Annotated in this window: 14 protein-coding genes, 1 tRNA gene and 1 pseudogene; 8 read left to right on the forward strand and 8 right to left on the reverse strand. The window is 69.2% G+C overall.

The window, feature by feature from the left end; genetic code table 11:
* Nucleotides 1-145 precede the first annotated feature (145 nt).
* From ACFQZ6_RS19780 to ACFQZ6_RS19790, 3 genes are all read right to left on the reverse strand, one after another.
* Nucleotides 146-219: transfer RNA gene (locus tag ACFQZ6_RS19780), tRNA-Pro, on the reverse strand.
* A 33-nt stretch (nt 220-252) separates the two neighbouring features.
* Nucleotides 253-1,020 carry a Pr6Pr family membrane protein gene (locus tag ACFQZ6_RS19785; RefSeq protein WP_381611012.1) on the reverse strand — a complete coding sequence of 256 codons (768 nt, stop codon included), beginning with the start codon at nt 1,018-1,020 and terminating at the stop codon, nt 253-255.
* Nucleotides 1,021-1,201: 181 nt separating this feature from the next.
* Nucleotides 1,202-2,128 carry a metallophosphoesterase gene (locus tag ACFQZ6_RS19790; RefSeq protein WP_381611014.1) on the reverse strand — a complete coding sequence of 309 codons (927 nt, stop codon included), beginning with the start codon at nt 2,126-2,128 and terminating at the stop codon, nt 1,202-1,204.
* A 152-nt stretch (nt 2,129-2,280) separates the two neighbouring features.
* Here ACFQZ6_RS19790 and ACFQZ6_RS19795 point away from each other — a divergent pair, with 152 nt between their 5' ends.
* From ACFQZ6_RS19795 to ACFQZ6_RS19805, 3 genes are all read left to right on the forward strand, one after another.
* The gene (locus ACFQZ6_RS19795) at nt 2,281-2,745 is read left to right on the forward strand and encodes a GatB/YqeY domain-containing protein (RefSeq protein ID WP_381611016.1); all 465 of its coding nucleotides are present in this window, start codon (nt 2,281-2,283) and stop codon (nt 2,743-2,745) included.
* 464 nt (nt 2,746-3,209) lie between these two features.
* Nucleotides 3,210-5,450 carry a glycoside hydrolase domain-containing protein gene (locus ACFQZ6_RS19800; protein WP_381611018.1) on the forward strand — a complete coding sequence of 747 codons (2,241 nt, stop codon included), beginning with the start codon at nt 3,210-3,212 and terminating at the stop codon, nt 5,448-5,450.
* 182 nt (nt 5,451-5,632) lie between these two features.
* The gene (locus ACFQZ6_RS19805; protein WP_381611020.1) at nt 5,633-6,412 is read left to right on the forward strand and encodes a hypothetical protein; all 780 of its coding nucleotides are present in this window, start codon (nt 5,633-5,635) and stop codon (nt 6,410-6,412) included.
* 124 nt (nt 6,413-6,536) lie between these two features.
* Here ACFQZ6_RS19805 and ACFQZ6_RS19810 read toward each other — a convergent pair whose 3' ends face one another.
* Both ACFQZ6_RS19810 and ACFQZ6_RS19815 read right to left on the reverse strand, forming a co-directional pair.
* Nucleotides 6,537-7,043: a hypothetical protein gene (locus ACFQZ6_RS19810; protein WP_381611022.1), complete on the reverse strand. Its 507-nt coding sequence runs from the start codon at nt 7,041-7,043 to the stop codon at nt 6,537-6,539.
* Nucleotides 7,044-7,263: 220 nt separating this feature from the next.
* Nucleotides 7,264-9,564 carry a transglycosylase domain-containing protein gene (locus tag ACFQZ6_RS19815; RefSeq protein WP_381611024.1) on the reverse strand — a complete coding sequence of 767 codons (2,301 nt, stop codon included), beginning with the start codon at nt 9,562-9,564 and terminating at the stop codon, nt 7,264-7,266.
* A 658-nt stretch (nt 9,565-10,222) separates the two neighbouring features.
* Here ACFQZ6_RS19815 and wblA point away from each other — a divergent pair.
* The gene (gene wblA / locus ACFQZ6_RS19820) at nt 10,223-10,561 is read left to right on the forward strand and encodes a transcriptional regulator WblA (protein WP_210923016.1); all 339 of its coding nucleotides are present in this window, start codon (nt 10,223-10,225) and stop codon (nt 10,559-10,561) included.
* Nucleotides 10,562-10,676: 115 nt separating this feature from the next.
* Here the strand turns inward: wblA and ACFQZ6_RS19825 are convergent, their stop codons facing one another.
* Both ACFQZ6_RS19825 and ACFQZ6_RS19830 read right to left on the reverse strand, forming a co-directional pair.
* Nucleotides 10,677-12,122, reverse strand: coding sequence for an ArsA family ATPase (locus tag ACFQZ6_RS19825; protein WP_381611026.1), 1,446 nt, complete (start codon nt 12,120-12,122; stop codon nt 10,677-10,679).
* A pseudogene (locus ACFQZ6_RS19830) lies at nt 12,119-13,095 on the reverse strand (ArsA family ATPase). The gene ACFQZ6_RS19825 and the pseudogene ACFQZ6_RS19830 overlap by 4 nt, the downstream one beginning before the upstream one ends.
* Nucleotides 13,096-13,232: 137 nt before the next feature.
* Between ACFQZ6_RS19830 and ACFQZ6_RS19835 the strand changes: the two are divergent.
* The 4 genes from ACFQZ6_RS19835 to ACFQZ6_RS19850 all read left to right on the forward strand — a co-directional run bounded on the left by ACFQZ6_RS19835 (nt 13,233) and on the right by ACFQZ6_RS19850 (nt 15,781).
* Nucleotides 13,233-13,394 carry a DUF4177 domain-containing protein gene (locus tag ACFQZ6_RS19835; RefSeq protein WP_003975360.1) on the forward strand — a complete coding sequence of 54 codons (162 nt, stop codon included), beginning with the start codon at nt 13,233-13,235 and terminating at the stop codon, nt 13,392-13,394.
* The gene (locus ACFQZ6_RS19840) at nt 13,391-13,858 is read left to right on the forward strand and encodes a RidA family protein (RefSeq protein WP_381611028.1); all 468 of its coding nucleotides are present in this window, start codon (nt 13,391-13,393) and stop codon (nt 13,856-13,858) included. Before ACFQZ6_RS19835 ends, ACFQZ6_RS19840 begins: the two co-directional genes overlap by 4 nt.
* Before the next feature lie 226 nt (nt 13,859-14,084).
* Nucleotides 14,085-14,954, forward strand: coding sequence for an NUDIX hydrolase (locus tag ACFQZ6_RS19845; protein ID WP_381611030.1), 870 nt, complete (start codon nt 14,085-14,087; stop codon nt 14,952-14,954).
* Nucleotides 14,951-15,781, forward strand: coding sequence for an MBL fold metallo-hydrolase (locus tag ACFQZ6_RS19850; protein WP_381611031.1), 831 nt, complete (start codon nt 14,951-14,953; stop codon nt 15,779-15,781). Before ACFQZ6_RS19845 ends, ACFQZ6_RS19850 begins: the two co-directional genes overlap by 4 nt.
* Nucleotides 15,782-15,833: 52 nt before the next feature.
* Here the strand turns inward: ACFQZ6_RS19850 and ACFQZ6_RS19855 are convergent, their stop codons facing one another.
* On the reverse strand, nt 15,834-16,508 hold the full coding sequence (locus ACFQZ6_RS19855; protein WP_020129286.1) for a Crp/Fnr family transcriptional regulator: 675 nt from the start codon (nt 16,506-16,508) through the stop codon (nt 15,834-15,836).
* Nucleotides 16,509-16,613: the final 105 nt, after the last annotated feature.

Here is a 16,613-nt window from a genome sequence, read left to right on the forward strand (position 1 = left end):
TACAACACCGGTCCCTCACTGACCCAACAGCACCGACCGCACCGACTGTTCCCGAGGCGACTGCGAGTCCCGACGCCGGATCGCGCCGGCCCCCAAACACGACAAAGGGCCAACCGCGATCACGCGATTGGCCCTCTGACCAGCGTCGGGGTGGCGGGATTTGAACCCACGACCTCTTCGTCCCGAACGAAGCGCGCTGCCAAGCTGCGCTACACCCCGATCGTCGCTGCTGTCGCGGCGACGACGTTTACTTTAGCCCACCGGTGGCTGGAGACGAAATCCGGTTTTGGCGGGGGAGCGGATCGGGTTCGGGCGGAGATGGTCGAGGGCGACGAGGAGGACGGCGAGGGCGTAACAGGCGAGGCCCAGGAGGAGGGCGTTGCCGAGGGTGCTCTTGTAGCCGTGCGCGGCGATGTCGAGGAAGGGGTAGAGGTAGCGGTCGGGGGTGGGGACCGGGAGCAGTTCTCCGCGTACGACGGTGAAGGCCAGGTAGGCCAAGGGGTACAGGAGCCAGGTGCTGGCCTTGCGGAGGTGCAGGCGGGCCGGGGGTGTGAGCAGGAGCCAGTCCAGGAGGGCCGCCAAGGGGAGGGCCGTGTGGATCAGGTGGTCGGCGAGAGTGGACTGCCAGGACGTCGGGGCGGTGATCGTCAGCGTCGGGGTCGGCAGCAGGTGGTGGGCCAGGGCGCCGATCGTGACGTAGAGGAGCGTCGCGCCGGTGAGGGCGGCGGGGAGGGGGCGCCGGGCGGTCCAGGAGCGGCGGGCCGACAGGGCGAGAACCAGGGCCAGCAGGACCGTGCTCTGGACGGAGAACAGGCTCAGTACCGTCAGCGGCGTGCCGTGCAGGAGCGACAGCACTAGCGCCGCTGCCGCCGTCAAGGCCGTCAGTAGGCGGAGGGTGGCCGTCACCGGGCGGCGTACCGGGGGTATCACCGCCGAGGCGGGGACTGGGGCGGGGAGCAGGCCGGGCACGCCCGGGATCGCGGGGATGTCCGGCATGTCCCTGGGGATGGGGGCGGTCATGCCCCCAAAGTAGGGAGAATGGGTGTTTTTGGCGATGTGGGCGGGCTGTTCAGGTTAAGTACCTGACGATCTACGTCAGCTACGTGGCCACTCCCCGGCGGCCAGCTCCCGCAGCGTGCCACTCCCCGGCGACCAGCTTCCGCAACGTGCCACTCCCCAGTCACCAGCTCCCGCAGCCCGGCTACTCCGCGCCGACCAGCGTCAGCAGTGTCGCCTCCGGTGGGCAGGCGAAGCGGACCGGGGTGTAGCGGCTCGTGCCGCAGCCTGCCGAGACGTACAGGTTCGACGTGCGGTTCTCCGCCGTGTGCGTGGACAGGCCCTTCACCCGGTCCGTGTCCAGGTCGCAGTTGGTGACCAGGGCGCCGTAGAAGGGGATGCAGAGCTGACCGCCGTGGGTGTGACCGGCGAGGATCAGGGGGTAGCCGTCGGCCGTGAAGGCGTCCAGGGCGCGGAGGTACGGGGCGTGGACCACGCCCATGGAGAAGTCCGAGGAGGATGACGGGCCTCCGGCCACCTCCTCGTAGCGGTCCCGCTTGATGTGCGGGTCATCCACGCCCGTCAGCTCGACCGAGACACCCTCGATCTTCAGCGTGCCGCGGGTGTTCGTCAGGTTCAGCCAGCCCGCCGCGTCGAAGCCGTCCCGCAGGTCCTCCCACGGGTTGTGGACGGCGCCTACGACGGGCGGGTTGCCGTTCAGCCCGTGGCGGCCCTGGACCTTCTCGAGGAGGTAGCGGGCGGGGTTGCGCAGGGTGGGGCCGTAGTAGTCGTTGGAGCCGAAGACGTAGGCGCCCGGGAAGTCCATCAGGGGGCCGAGGGCGTCCAGGACCTCCGGCACGCCCTCGGGGTCGGACAGGTTGTCGCCGGTGTTGACCACGAAGTCGGGGCGCAGCCCGGCCAGCGAGCGCAGCCACCGCTGCTTCTTGCGCTGGCCGCTGACCATGTGGATGTCCGAGACGTGCAGTACGCGCAGCGGGCGCATACCCGAGGGCAGCACCGGGACCGTGACCCGGCGGAGGCGGAACGAGCGGGTTTCGAAACCCGCGGAGTAGACGAGACCGGCGGCTGCGACCGCCGTGATGCCCAGGGGAACCTTGTATCGCGCGCGCATGTCTCCATCGTGTCAGACCGGGTCGCCGTGCCGCGTCCGGCGGTCCCCCGATGTTTCCCCCGCTGACCCCTAGGGGCACTCCGGCACATGCCCGGCCACCAGTGCGAAAACCAGCGGGCGTACGGACGTCCACACCTGCGACAATCGACCCCATGACCACGCTCAAGTCGAAGCTGCACGATGACCTCAACGCCGCGATCAAGGAGCGTGACGAGCTGCGCTCCTCGACGCTGCGGCTGACGCTCGCCGCGATCACCAAGGAGGAGGTCGCGGGCAAGGAGAAGCGGGAGCTGTCCGACGACGAGGTCCTCAAGGTGATCACCAAGGAGGCGAAGAAGCGGCGGGAGGCCGCGGACGCCTTCGCGCAGGGTGGTCGTGCCGAGAGCGCCGAGCGGGAGAAGGCGGAGGGCGAGGTGCTCGCCGCGTACCTGCCCAAGCAGCTCAGCGACGAGGAGTTGGAGCGGATCGTCGCCCAGGCCGTCGAGGAGGCCAAGGCCGGGGGCGCCGAGGGGCCGCGGGCCATGGGTGCGGTCATGAAGATCGTGAACCCGAAGGTGGCCGGTCTGGCCGAGGGCGGCAGGGTCGCGGCGACCGTGAAGAGGCTGCTGGCTCGCTGAGTGCGTCAGCACAACTGGCGTGATCTCGTGGGTCGCCGCGGTATACGCGGCGGCCCACGGGGCTTTTACGGCCCCGAACGCCGTGCGCTTTGGGTGACCGCGCGGTAGTGCACAGTGATGCGTGGTGATGTACTGGTGGGGAATTCGTCCGGTACGTACACAGTACACGCACCTCGGAGAAGTATTCCTGTGGGTCGTCGCCGTCGACGGGATTCGGCCTTTGTTTTTTCGGTGGACTGGGGTTCTTCTCGTGCCACCCCTAGATGATCTAGGTTTTTACTGACCGCGAGGGGGGCTCGGGGTTTCCCATATCCCTGAATTTTGATCCAGATCCAGTGATCCAGCAATCCAGTGATCCGGGAATCCAGTCATCCAGGCTGACTCGGTGGGCCGTTATGGCCGTCACCGGGCGTTTCCCATGCCCTCCTCTTGGTGATGAATTCCATCTGAGAGGAAGGAAACCGATGGCTGACGAGATGGTGCTGCGTGCTCAGAGATTCATCAACACCACCTACGGGAATGGCGCCACGCTCGGTATCTCGAAGCTGGAGGAGAACGGTCGTACCGGTTGGGTTGTCATGTATGCGCTAACGCGAGCCCTGCAGTACGAGATGGGCATCTCCTCCCTGTCGAACAACTTCGGCCCGACCACGCTCGCCACCCTCCAGGAGAAGTACGGAAAGCTCGACGAGACCACGATCCCGTCGGCGAACTTCTGCCGCATCATCCAGTCGGCGCTCTACTGCAAGGGCTACGACGGCGGCGAGATCGACGGCACCTACAACGACCGCGTCAAGGCGGCGGTGGCGCAGCTCAACGCGAACATGGGCGTCAGCGGCACCTATCCCGGCACTTCCCTGTGGCCGAAGGTGGTCAAGGGCCTGCTGAACATGGACGCCTATGTCACCGTCAACAACGGCTCGGAGACCATCCGCTCCATTCAGCAGTGGCTGAACGGGCGCTATGTCCTGCGCAAGGACTACTACATCATTCCCTGCGACGGCCACCACTCCCGTGACGTCGCGAAGTCGATGCTCTTCGCCATTCAGTACGAGCTGGGTATGGCCGACGGCGTCGCCAACGGGGTATTCGGCCCGGGAACCCAGTCCGGGCTGAAGAGCCACACGGTGTCGACCGGGTCGTCCGGGGTGTGGGTGCAGTTGTTCAGCGGTGCGATGGTGCTCAACAAGCGCCCCGTCTCGTTCACCAGCACCTTCACCTCGTCGCTGGCCAGCAGCGTCAGCACGTTCCAGTCGTTCATGAAGCTCGGTGTGACCGGGCAGGGGGACTTCCCGACCTGGGCCGCGCTGCTCGTGTCGTACGGGGACCAGACCCGGCAGGGCGAGGCGTGTGACGGCGTCACGAAAATCACGCCCGCGCGGGCGCAGGCCCTGAAGGCGGCTGGCTACAAGTACGTGGGGCGGTACCTCTACAACCCCTCCTCCACCTCCCTGCCGGAGAAGGAGATCCAGCCGGGCGAACTCGCGACCATCAAGGAATACGGGCTGCGCTGTTTCCCCATCTACCAGACGTGGGCGCGTTCGGTCGACTACTACAGTCCCGAGCAAGGGGTCACGGACTGTCTGACCGCCTCGTACAAAGCGGAGGAACACGGGTTCAAGCCGGGCGCGCGTATCTATTTCGCCGTCGACTACGACGCCGTGGACGAGGAAGTCACGTCGTACATCCTGCCGTACTTCCAGAGCGTCAGGCAGCAGATGGACAAGCTGGGCAGCCCGTACAAAATCGGGGTCTACGGGCCTCGTAACGCCTGTTCACGTATTTCCGAGGCGGGCTACGCGGACGCCAGCTTCGTTTCGGACATGTCGTCCGGGTTCTCCGGGAACCTCGGTTATCCGATGCCCGAGAACTGGTCCTTCGACCAGATCGTGACCAAGACGGTCGGCTCCGGTGACGGACAGATCGAGATCGACAACAACATCGCCTCGGGGCGGGACACCGGACAGGGCGACTTCTACCCCTCGTCCACCACGAAACTCGACATCGGCTTCGACATCGACCTGTGGCCTTCCCTGCTACAGGAAGTCCAGGACTATATGGCGTCGATCGGCAAGCCCGGGGGAGAGCGCATCTACACCCTCCAGGAATGCCTGGAGACGATCATCAGCTACGACGCCCTGATCACCTCGGCGGCGCGTAGGTACCGTATGCGCAAGGCGCTCATCCAGACCTCGGCCTTCTGGGAGTTCTGCCACTACAGCCAGAAGGACCTGATCGAGGACGCCGGGGTCTGGTTCTACCACTCCGGATACCTTCCGGACTGGGCCCAGGACTTTCCCGTCGTCGAGCGACTGGTCGACAGCAGCACCGGTATCGCCAAGATTTCCGGTCGTACCTGCATTCTGGCGCGCAACAACTCGATCCGGTCGGGGCTGCTTGAGGGCACCATCCTCGACGCGACGTCCGAGAGCGACCGCTGGGCCATGTGGCAGAAGGTCAACCAGGACAACGTCTTCAACCTGAGCACGGTGCCGCACATGCACATCTGGGGGGCCGACGGAAAGGCGGGTGACCACGAGGAGACGCCGATCCGGCGCCCGGCCCTCGACTACACCGAGACGGAGATCTACGAGGTCCTGCGCCGGTACCAGGGCTTCGGCTCCGAGGCGGAGGCGCACGCGGCGGAGCGTATGCCGCTCTACGCCATCTTCGAGAAGTACAACTTCGCGATCCGCGGGCTCTGACGGATCCGCAGTCAGCCATGGCACGCACGCAGTCGGTCATGGCACGCACGCAGTCGGTCATGGCACTCACGCAGTCAGTCGTGGCACGCACCACTGGAACGCACGACAGCAACGCACGACAGCAACGCACGACAGCAACGCATGACAGCAACGCACGACAACAGGGAAGAAAGGTCGAGTCGTTGAGCAACTCCGGCATCACCCGCAGAGCCACCCTCGCCACCGGTGTCATCGCCGCCGCGAGCCTCACCACCACCGGTTTCCTGTCGACGCCCGCGGCAGCCGCGCCGACGGCGCTCAAGGACGCCACACCGAAGCCGTCCGCGAAGCCGCCGACCAACGAGGAGCTGAAGGAGGCGATACGCCGCGCCGAGGCCCGCCGCCGACGTCTGGCCACCGGCCGTCCGTCCGCCAACGGTTGGGAGATGCAGAAGGCCGTGGACGACGACGGTGACATCGTCACCTGTCCCGTGGCCGGTACGGGACTGACCGTCGCGCTGCGCATGGGCGACGTGGAGACGGTCCTGGTCCATGTCATCCGCCGCTTCCACTACGAGGTGGACGCCCTGGGCGCGGACGAGCAACCGCGGCCGTTGCTGGGCTGGGTGGCGCCCTCCGGCGTACGGGACAGTCGGCGCCCCGAGTCGAACCAGGCGTCCGGCACCGCCGTCGTCATCCGGCCGGGCTCCTACCCGGCGGGCGTGCGGGGCGCGTTCTCCGCGGGGCAGGAACTGGCCATCCGCGACATCCTGGCCGACACCGAGGGCGTCGTCCGCTGGGGCGGGGACGACCGCCGTCCGCAGGAAGGGCTCTTCTACCTCGGCGTACGTCCCGGCGACGCGCGTCTGTCGCAGGTCGCCGCCAAGATCCGTGGCTGGAATCTGACCCCGGGCGCCGGGGCCGGAGTGGTCCCGGACGTGACCGAAGCCTCGCGCCGCCGCCGGGCGGCCCGCTATAGCTGAGGCCGGTGGCTTCACCCCCGTACGGCTGAGGCCGCGCGGCACGGGAAGAACGGGCGGGACGGCGCTGTCGCGTCGTCCCGCCCGTGGTCGGTCGGGGCCGTCGAAGGGACGGCCCCGGGCCCGACTAATACCAGGGGGTGCAGCTCTGCTTGCCCGACGGGTCCTCGACGCAGGCCCGCATCATGTGGGTCGAGGGGTTGTAGTACATCGGGGTGCGCGTCCAGTAGTAGTTGGTGCCGCCGGGGATCTTGGCGGTCCAGCCCGAGGCGCCGCCCGACTTCGCGCCGAGCCGCCAGTAGCAGGTCGACTGGTCCTTGGTGCAGCGCTGGACGTACACCGTCCAGTCGCCCTCGTTGGAGCCGCTGATGTAGTGCAGCCGCGCCCAGCTGTACTGGTCGCCGTCCGTCTGGCCCCAGCGCAGCTCGTAGAGGAACGATCCGCCGAGCTGGTAGGGGCCGTACGGGGAGACCGGTCCGGTCTGCCAGGTCTGGATGTTCGGGTCGTGACCGTCGCAGCCGAAGTTGTCACAGGCGAGCGCCGCCGCTGACGCGGAGCTCGGGATCATGAGGGCCAGGGCGAGGGAGCTGAGCAGGGCACCGAACATCACACCGATCCGTGACCGGAATCTCACGTGTCCTCCATGGGCGACAGCAGACGAAAGCGCCCTGGTGGGGCGCCGGTCGTGATCATGTCATCTGCCCAAGGAGCCGGGAAAGCCCTTACCGACACGTTGGCGTGATCATGTCGGTAATGGCGATGCCCCTGGTAACGCGCTTCCGCGCACCCAGGGGCACCACCTCGGCTCACGGCCGCCGGTCAGTCGTCTCCATGAGTCCGGTCGTCTACGAGACTCAGTCCCGCCCCCCGATGCCGTTGCCGCCCTGCCCCTGCACGAAGTTCTCCGGGATGGAGAAGGTCGGGTCCGGCTCGGTGCCGCCGTCGCCGCCCCCGGTCGCGTCGCCGCCGCCCCCGTCGCCGCCGCCGATCAGGCCGCCGATGAGACCGCCGTTGCCGTTGCCGTTGTCACCGTTGTCGCCGTCGTCATCACCGTCGTCGTCCCGGTCCTTGTCCTTGTCCTTGTCGGGGTTCGGGATGTCGACGAGGTTGAAGGGCGGCGCCTCCTTGCCCTCCAGCGCACCGGTCATCGCGTCGCGCCAGATGGGACCCGGGACCGAGCCGCCGTAGACCTGGGCGTGGTAGACGCCGCCGATGCTCAGGTTGGTCATCTTGACCTGCTGGCTGGCGCTGCCGACCCAGACCGCGCCCGACAGGTTGGGCGTGTAGCCGACGAACCAGGCGTTCTTGCGCTCGTCCGTCGTACCCGTCTTACCGGCGTTGGCGCGGTCCGTGAGACCGGCCTCCTGACCCGTACCGGAGTCGACCACGCCCTGGAGCAGGGTGTTCACCGTGTCCGCGGTCTTCTCGCTCATGGCGCGCGAGCACGTCGACTTCGGCACCTCCAGCGACTTCGCCTTGTCACCGATCTTCTGGGTGATCGAGGTGATGGCGACCGGCGTGCAGTACATGCCCCGGGAGGCGAAGGCGGCGTACGCGCTGGCCATCGTCAGCGGGGAGATGCCCTTGGAGCCGAGGGAGATGGCGGGCACCTCGGGCAGCTTGTCGCCGTTGCCCTGGACGACGTGCAGGCCGTCGGTCATGTTCATCACCGGGCACAGGCCGATGTCGGCGACCATCTGCACGAAGTAGGTGTTGACGGAGAGCGCCATCGCCTCCTTCAGCCGGTACGGACCGACCTCCGACTCGCTCTCGTTGGGGACCGTCTCGTTGCTCTCGTTCGTCCACGGCTTGCCGCTGCACGTCTGCACCGGCTCCGGGTAGGGCATCTCGTACGGCGACGAGTACTCCTGGGTGACCGGCCGCCCCTCCTCCAGCGCCGCCGCCGCGACGAACGGCTTGAACGTCGAACCGGTCGGGAAGCCGAAGTTGGAGCCGCCCACGCTGTGGTTGACCGAGTAGTTGATCTCGGTCTCGTTCTTGCCGTAGCCGTACGGCTTCGACTGGCCCATGCCGAGGATCTTGCCGGTGCCCGGCTCGACCAGGGTGACCGCCGCGGCGACCGAGTCGTCCTTGTTGATGTGGCTCTCCAGCGACTGCTGGACCGACTTCTGCGCCTGCGGGGTGAGGGTCGTGCGGATCGTCAGGCCGCCCTGGTTCCAGATCTTGGCCCGGGCCTCCTTGGTCTTGCCGAAGACCGGGTCGCTCAGGAACACCTCACGCACGTAGTCGCAGAAGAAGCTCGCGTTCTTGACCGCCGTGATGCAGCCGTTCTTGGGGTTGCTGATCTTCAGGCCCAGGGGCTTCCCCGCGGCCTTCTCGGCCTCGGCCTTCGAGATGTTGCCGACGTCGGCCATGCGCCGCAGCACGGTGTTGCGCCGCTTGGTGGCCTCGGCCTCGTCGTTGACGGGGTCGTACCGGCTGGGCGACTGGACGATGCCCGCCAGCAGGGCCGACTCCTGGAGGTTGAGGTCCTTGGCGGACTTGGAGAAGTAGCGGCGGGCGGCGGCCTCGACGCCGTACGCCTGCTGGCCGAAGAACGTGATGTTGAGGTAGTTCTCCAGGATCTTCTTCTTGCCCAGCTCCTCCTCGACCTGGATCGCGTACTTCAGCTCGCGGATCTTGCGGCCGATGGTCTGCTGGGTGGCCTGCGCGACCTTCGTCGGGTCGTCGCCCGCCTCCTCCACGAAGACGTTCTTCACGTACTGCTGGGTGAGGGTCGAGGCGCCCTCGGCCACGCCACCGCTCTGCGCGTTCTTGTTGAGCGCGCGCAGGACACCCTTCAGGTCGACCGCGCCGTGCTCGTAGAAGCGGGAGTCCTCGATCGCGACGATCGCCTTCTGCATGTACGGCGAGATGTCCTCGAGCTCGACCACCGTACGGTCGCGGGAGTAGACGGTGGCGATCTGGCCGCCGTCGGCGTCGAGGATCGTGGTGCGCTGGCTCAGCGGCGGGGTCTTCATGTTGGCCGGAAGCTCGTCGAAGCTCTCGACCGAGCCCTTCGCGGCAAGGCCGAGCGCCCCTACGGCGGGCAAGGCGATGCCCGCCATGAGGGCTCCCGCGAGGACACTGACACCGAGGAACTTCGCGGCCTGCTGCGTTGGCGACAGACCACCGCCCGAGCGCTTCTTTGGCATGAGGGCAGCCTAATCCGTAGAGATGAGCGATCCGCGGGAGCGGTCGGTCTCGGCACGGTGAAGCCCTCGCGCGCGGAGATCCGCCCGCCCGCCTTCCCGGATCACGCTGGGTGGGGGCAGGACAAGTCACGGCACGGCAAAGCGGAACGGGCCGCGTTCCCCATTCGCCGGACACGCACGCAGGCCTTGGCCTAAGCTGCTCTCAACTGTCACAGCAGTGCGGTCATGTATCAATACGTCCGGCGACCCCGAATCGTTCCGGATCTCCACGGGTTTCTCGGAATCCATGGCTCCCCTCGGGTCTCCCGGGCCTCGCCGGGTCGCCCCGGGGCCCGTGCGTTCTTCGGTTTCCGCCGTCTGGGGTGTGTCGGGGCGCACTGGGGGCGTGTGGGAGCCGTGTCCGAATCGGCCTTGTGTGTCATCTGGCGTCCGTTGTGGCCCAACAGAAACATCCCGCTACGTCGGGATTGCCGCGCATGTCGCCAGCTCACTCCCGCGGGTGATCTGCCGCTTACCCATAGTCCGTTCGGGCCATCCAAGATTGGGCCCGAAGGGGGTGTTGCGCTGTGCCCACCTTCCGTAACGTCCTCAACTGGCGGCGGTGAATATGCCGCTGCCGCCGTGGGGGAGCCTCGATTCGGGAGAGGACGGCGCCGGTATGGGCTGGGTAACCGACTGGAGTGCGCAGGCGGCCTGCCGCACTACCGATCCGGATGAACTGTTTGTTCAGGGAGCAGCGCAGAACAGAGCCAAGGCGGTGTGCACCGGGTGTCCGGTGCGGACGGAGTGCCTGGCCGACGCGCTCGACAACCGCGTCGAGTTCGGCGTGTGGGGAGGCATGACGGAACGGGAGCGCCGCGCACTGCTGCGCAGGCGGCCCACCGTGACCTCCTGGCGCCGACTGCTGGAGACCGCGCGTTTGGAGTACGAGCGGGGAGCCGGGCTGGTTCCCCTCGACAGCGACGAGGTGTACGAGAACTATGCGGCGGTGAGTTGAGGGTCTCCGGCCCCTCACCTACAGGCTCACCTCACCCACCTGGTGTCTAGCTCAGGCAGTCGGGCTCAGGCACTTCTCCCGCACGCCCACGTCAACCGCCTTATGTAGGTCGGCGCTACGCGGACGGCTCGGGTAGCTCCGGCCTGTTGTCCGCGAGCCGGTCGCCGATGTCGCGCAGTCCCGCGAGGTCATGGACGTCGCCGGGCAGCGCGGCCACCTCGGCCACCGCCACCTCGGGGTGCAGCGCGGTGAAGCGGTCACGCGTGCGCTGCTCACGCGAGAGCAGCCGCATCCGCTCGGCGTGCAGCCTCAGCAGGCCCGCGGCGAGCTGGTCGACGGATCGCTCGGTGTCGGCGGCTGGATCCCTGCTCTCCGTGTCCCTGGCGGCGGGGGAGCCTCCGTCGGGACCCGGCTCGGAAGCTGAACTGCCGGACGTGTCGGGGGAGTTACGAAGTCCAGCTTTCCCGTCCAACTGATCGACAATGCGGGGCTCCGCAAAAATTTCCTCGGCGGCGGGACCGTCGAGCTCCAGCTCCTCCGCGGCGGCGAGTGCCCGCTCGGCGGAAAGCTGGGCGGCGCCGCTGCCGTGCACCCGGTTGAGTACGAGACCGGCCAGCGGCATGTCCTCCGCGGCCAGCCGCTCCACGAAGTACGCCGCCTCACGCAGCGCGTCCCGCTCCGGCGCCGCGACGACCAGGAACGCCGTGCCGGGCGCCTGGAGGAGCTTGTACGTCGCGTCCGCGCGGGTGCGGAAGCCGCCGAACATCGAGTCCATCGCCGCCACGAAGGTCTGTACGTCCTTCAGTAGCTGACCGCCCAGCAGCTTGCCCAGCGCGCCGGTCATCATCGACATCCCGACGTTCAGGAACTTCATGCCCGCGCGACCGCCGACCTTCGCCGGTGCCAGCAGTACGCGGATCAGCTTGCCGTCGAGGAACGAGCCGAGCCGCTTGGGCGCGTCCAGGAAGTCCAGCGCCGACCGGGACGGCGGGGTGTCGACGACGATCAGGTCCCACTCGTCCGTCGCCCGGAGCTGGCCCAGCTTCTCCATCGCCATGTACTCCTGCGTGCCCGCGAAGCCCGCCGAGAGTGACTGGTAGAAGGGGTTCGAGAGGATCGCCGCCGCCCGCTCGCCGTCCGCGTGCGCCTCGACGATCTCGTCGAAGGTGCGCTTCATGTCGAGCATCATCGCGTGCAGCTCGCCGTCGCCCTCGACGCCCTTCACCCGGCGCGGGGTGTTGTCCAGCGAGTCGATGCCCATGGACTGGGCGAGCCTGCGCGCGGGGTCGATGGTCAGGACGACCACCTTGCGGCCCCGCTCGGCGGCGCGCAGCCCCAGCGCCGCCGCCGTGGTCGTCTTGCCGACGCCGCCCGCGCCGCAGCAGACGACGATGCGGGTGGCCGGGTCGTCCAGCAGGGGGTCGACGTCGAGGGTGCGCATGGGGGACAGGTGGTGGGGGTGCGGGCGGCCCGGGTCGTGGGGGTGGGGGGTGTGCCCGGGCGGGACCGGGCGGTCGGGGTCGTACGGGTTCGCGGTGTGCTCGGCCGGGTCCGGGCTCATGACATCCCCTGCTTCCGCAGCTCGGTGGCCAGTTCGTACAGGCCGCCAGGTCGATGCCCTCGGTGAGCAGCGGCAGCTCGTGCAGCGGCAGGCCCAGTTCGGCCAGGGCGGTGCGCTGCTCGTGCTCCAGCGCGTACCGCTCGGCGTACTCCTCGGCCTGGGTCAGCAGCGGGTCCACCAGGCGCTCCGCGTGCTGTCCGCGGCGCGAACCGCCCAGCCCGGCGGCCGACAGGGAGCGGGCCACCGCGGCCCGCGGCACCATCCGCAGCAGCTCCAGCTCGTCGGCGTCCAGGACGTCCGGACGCACCATGTTCACGATGATCCGGCCCACCGGGAGCCGTGCCGCGCGGAGTTCGGCGATGCCGTCGGCGGTCTCCTGGACGGGCATCTCCTCCAGCAGCGTCACCAGGTGCACCTCCGTCTCCCGTGACTTCAGCACCCGCATCACGGCCTGCGCCTGGTTGTGTATCGGGCCGATCTTGGCGAGCCCGGCGACCTCGTCGTTGACGTTCAGGAAGCGGGTGATGCGGCCCGTCGGGGGTGCGTCCATGACGACGTAGTCGTAGACGAAGCGGCCCTGCTTGTCCTTGCGGCGGACCGCCTCGCACGCCTTGCCGGTCAGCAGGACGTCGCGCAGGCCGGGCGCGATGGTGGTGGCGAAGTCGATCGCGCCGAGCTTCCTCAGGGCCCGTCCGGCGCCCCCCAGCTTGTAGAACATCTGGAGGTAGTCCAGAAGGGCCAGTTCGGGGTCGATGGCGAGGGCGTACACCTCCCCGCCGCCGGGAGCCACCGCGATCTTCCGTTCCTCATAGGGCAGCGCCTCCGTTTCAAAGAGCTGGGCGATGCCCTGCCGACCCTCGACCTCGACGAGGAGCGTCCGCTTCCCCTCCGTGGCCAGGGCCAGCGCGAGAGCGGCGGCGACCGTGGTCTTACCGGTCCCGCCCTTGCCGCTGACGACTTGGAGCCTGCTCACATCTTCGAGCGTAACCAGTTCCCGCCCGGCCTACGCCGGAGGCTGTGGATAACTGCCCACCCGGTACGACAATCGTTCCGGCGCCAGGCGTGTGGGACCTGCGGGACCGCTGGTCGGCAGCGGATACAGTCGGCCCCATGACCAAGTGGGAATACGCAACCGTGCCGCTGCTCGTCCACGCCACGAAGCAGATCCTGGACACCTGGGGCGAGGACGGCTGGGAACTCGTCCAGGTGGTGCCGGGCCCGAACAACCCCGAGCAGTTGGTGGCCTACCTGAAGCGGGAGAAGCAGGCATGAGCGCGGTCGAGGCGCGCCTCGGCGAGCTGGGCCTGACGCTCCCGGACGTCGTGCCGCCGCTGGCGGCCTACCAGCCCGCCGTGCGGACCGGCCCGTACGTCTACACGGCGGGCCAGTTGCCCATGGTGGACGGCAAGCTGCCGGTCACCGGCAAGGTGGGCGCCGAGGTCACCGCGGACGAGGCCAAGCAGCTCGCCCGCACCTGCGCGCTGAACGCGCTGGCCGCGGTGAAGTCCGTCGTCGGTGACCTGGACCGCGTGGTGCGCGTCGTGAAGGTCGTCGGCTTCGTGGCCTCGGCCGCCGACTTCACCGGCCAGCCCGGCGTCCTCAACGGCGCCAGCGAACTCCTCGCCGAGGTCCTCGGCGACAAGGGCGTGCACGCGCGCAGCGCGGTCGGCGTGGCGGTGCTGCCGCTGGACGCCCCCGTGGAGGTGGAGATCCAGGTGGAGGTGACGGAGGGGTAGGCGTCACCCACGCACGCGTAGGGGCGGATCGCCGCTCCCCGCACGTAGCGCGATGACGTACGGAGCGTGGCCCGGCACGCGGGCCGCGCGTAGAGCACCGCTCTCCTAAAGCGGGTGCCTTCCGCGCGCGTGGGGCGGATCGCCGCCCCTGCGTCGGGTGGGCCGCACGTCGGGCGGATGATCGTCGGCTCTCGAACATCCGCGCACTACGGGATAGCCTCCGGCCATGGCGAACGGTCAGTGGTACCCCCCGGAGTGGCCGGACCGGATCCGCGCGCTGGCGGACGGCACCCTCACACCGGTGACCCCGAAGCGCGCGGCCACCGTCATGCTGCTCAGAGACGGTGACGCCGGACCCGTCGTCCACATGCTGCGCAGACGCGCCTCCATGGCCTTCGCCGCGGGCGCGTACGCGTACCCGGGCGGCGGCGTCGACCCGCGCGACGACGACCGAGGCGTCCGCTGGGCGGGCCCCACGCGCGCGTGGTGGGCCGACCGGCTCGGCGTCGACGAGGCGGCGGCACAGGCGATCGTCTGCGCGGCGGTCCGGGAGACGTACGAGGAGGCGGGCGTCCTGCTTGCCGGACCGACGCCCGACGCCGTGGTGGGCGACACGACGGGCGCCGACTGGGAGGCCGACCGCGCCGCCCTGGTCGCCCGGGAGCTGTCCTTCGCGGAGTTCCTGGACCGCCGCGGCCTGGTCCTGCGCTCGGACCTGCTCGGCGCCTGGACCCGCTGGATCACCCCCGAGTTTGAGTCGCGCCGCTACGACACCTGGTTCTTCGTGGCCGCCCTCCCCGAAGGCCAGCGCACCCGCAACGCCTCCACGGAGGCGGACCGCACGGTGTGGATACGACCCTCAGCGGCGGCCGCCTCGTACGACAAGGGCGAGCTGCTGATGATGCCGCCCACCATCGCCACCCTGCGCCAGCTCGCGCCGTACACCACGGCCGCCGACGCCCTCGCCGCGGCGCCGGAGCGTGATCTGACGCCGGTGCTGGCGACGGCGCGGCTGGACGGCGACGAGATCGTGCTGTCCTGGCCAGGCCACGACGAGTTCACCAAGCACATCCCGACCGGTGGAGCCCCCGCATGACGGACGCAAGCACCCTGCCCGGCCAGCCTCGGGGCGGTGTCCGCACGGGCCCCGCCACCGAGCGGGCCGTCAACGTCCTAGCGCCCAACGCCTCCGCGATGACCCTGGACGGCACCAACACCTGGATCCTGGCGGAACCCGACTCCGACCTCGCCGTCGTCGTCGACCCGGGCCCGCTGGACGAGGGGCACCTGCGGCACGTCGTCGGGACGGCACAGGCCGCGGGCCGCCGCGTCGCCCTGACCCTGCTCACCCACGGCCACCCCGACCACGCCGAGGGCGCCGCCCGCTTCGCCGAGCTGACCGGCACGAAGGTGCGGGCCCTGGACCCGGCGCTGCGCCTCGGCGACGAGGGCCTGGCGGCCGGGGACACGGTCAGGGTGGGCGGTCTGGAGCTGCGCGTCGTCCCGACGCCGGGGCACACCGCGGACTCGCTCTGCTTCCACCTGCCCGCCGACCAGGCCGTCCTGACCGGCGACACGATCCTGGGGCGCGGTACGACGATGGTGGCGCACCCTGACGGCCGTCTCGGCGACTACCTGGACTCCCTGCGCCGTCTGAGGTCCCTCACGGTCGACGACGGCGTGCACACCGTGCTCCCGGGCCACGGGCCGGTCCTGGAGGACGCCCAGGGCGCCGTCGAGTACTACCTCGCCCACCGCGCCACCCGGCTCGCCCAGGTCGAGACGGCGGTCGAGGACGGCTACCGCACCCCGCGCGAGGTCGTCGCCCACGTCTACGCCGACGTGGACCGCTCCCTGTGGCCCGCGGCGGAACTGTCCGTCCGGGCACAGCTCGACTACCTGACGGAGCACGGGCTCATCTAGAGCCCGCGCGGGCCGCCCGGTTCAGCGGACTCCGGCTCAGCGGGACTCCGGTTCAGCGGGACCGCTTGGCCAGCCGCTCCACGTCCAGCAGGATCACGGCGCGCGCCTCCAGGCGCAGCCAGCCGCGCTGGGCGAAGTCCGCGAGCGCCTTGTTGACCGTCTCGCGCGAGGCGCCGACGAGCTGGGCCAGCTCCTCCTGCGTGAGGTCGTGCACGACGTGGATGCCCTCCTCGGACTGCACGCCGAAGCGGCGGGAGAGGTCCAGCAGGGCGCGCGCGACGCGCCCCGGGACGTCCGAGAAGACGAGGTCGGACATCGCGTCGTTGGTCTTGCGCAGCCGCCGGGCGACCGCGCGCAGCAGCGCGGTGGCCACCTCGGGGCGGGCGTTCAGCCAGGGCTGGAGGTCGCCGTGGCCGAGGCCCAGCAGCTTGACCTCGGTGAGCGCGGTGGCGGTCGCGGTGCGCGGGCCCGGGTCGAAGAGCGACAGCTCCCCGATGAGTTCGCTGGGACCGACGACGGCCAGCATGTTCTCGCGGCCGTCGGGGGACGTGCGGTGGAGCTTGACCTTGCCCTCGGTGACCACGTAGAGCCGGTCGCCCGGGTCGCCCTCGTGGAACAGGGAGTCGCCCCGTGCGAGGGTCACCTCACTCATGGAGGCGCGCAGCTCCGCGGCCTGCTCGTCGTCGAGCGCCGCGAAGAGCGGATTACGCCGCAGAACGTCGTCCACGAGTTCTCTCCTTGTCGACCTGCTCAGGGGATCTTTCTCCCCCTTGGTACCAGGGGACCGTGGTGCCCATTTTGCCGGACGGTCCAAACAGTGTGATCTGTCACA

Source organism: Streptomyces flavalbus (assembly GCF_042674625.1).
GTDB lineage: Bacteria > Actinomycetota > Actinomycetes > Streptomycetales > Streptomycetaceae > Streptomyces > Streptomyces flavalbus.

Bases quoted from the DNA above. Each gene is read 5' to 3' on its own strand.
- ACFQZ6_RS19785 (WP_381611012.1), bottom strand. From the start codon at position 1,020: ATGACCGCCCCCATCCCCAGGGACATGCCGGACATCCCCGCGATCCCG.
- ACFQZ6_RS19790 (WP_381611014.1), bottom strand. From the start codon at position 2,128: ATGCGCGCGCGATACAAGGTTCCCCTGGGCATCACGGCGGTCGCAGCC.
- ACFQZ6_RS19795 (WP_381611016.1), top strand. From the start codon at position 2,281: ATGACCACGCTCAAGTCGAAGCTGCACGATGACCTCAACGCCGCGATC.
- ACFQZ6_RS19800 (WP_381611018.1), top strand. From the start codon at position 3,210: ATGGCTGACGAGATGGTGCTGCGTGCTCAGAGATTCATCAACACCACC.
- ACFQZ6_RS19815 (WP_381611024.1), bottom strand. From the start codon at position 9,564: ATGCCAAAGAAGCGCTCGGGCGGTGGTCTGTCGCCAACGCAGCAGGCC.
- wblA (WP_210923016.1), top strand. From the start codon at position 10,223: ATGGGCTGGGTAACCGACTGGAGTGCGCAGGCGGCCTGCCGCACTACC.
- ACFQZ6_RS19825 (WP_381611026.1), bottom strand. From the start codon at position 12,122: ATGAGCCCGGACCCGGCCGAGCACACCGCGAACCCGTACGACCCCGAC.
- ACFQZ6_RS19835 (WP_003975360.1), top strand. From the start codon at position 13,233: ATGACCAAGTGGGAATACGCAACCGTGCCGCTGCTCGTCCACGCCACG.
- ACFQZ6_RS19840 (WP_381611028.1), top strand. From the start codon at position 13,391: ATGAGCGCGGTCGAGGCGCGCCTCGGCGAGCTGGGCCTGACGCTCCCG.
- ACFQZ6_RS19845 (WP_381611030.1), top strand. From the start codon at position 14,085: ATGGCGAACGGTCAGTGGTACCCCCCGGAGTGGCCGGACCGGATCCGC.
- ACFQZ6_RS19850 (WP_381611031.1), top strand. From the start codon at position 14,951: ATGACGGACGCAAGCACCCTGCCCGGCCAGCCTCGGGGCGGTGTCCGC.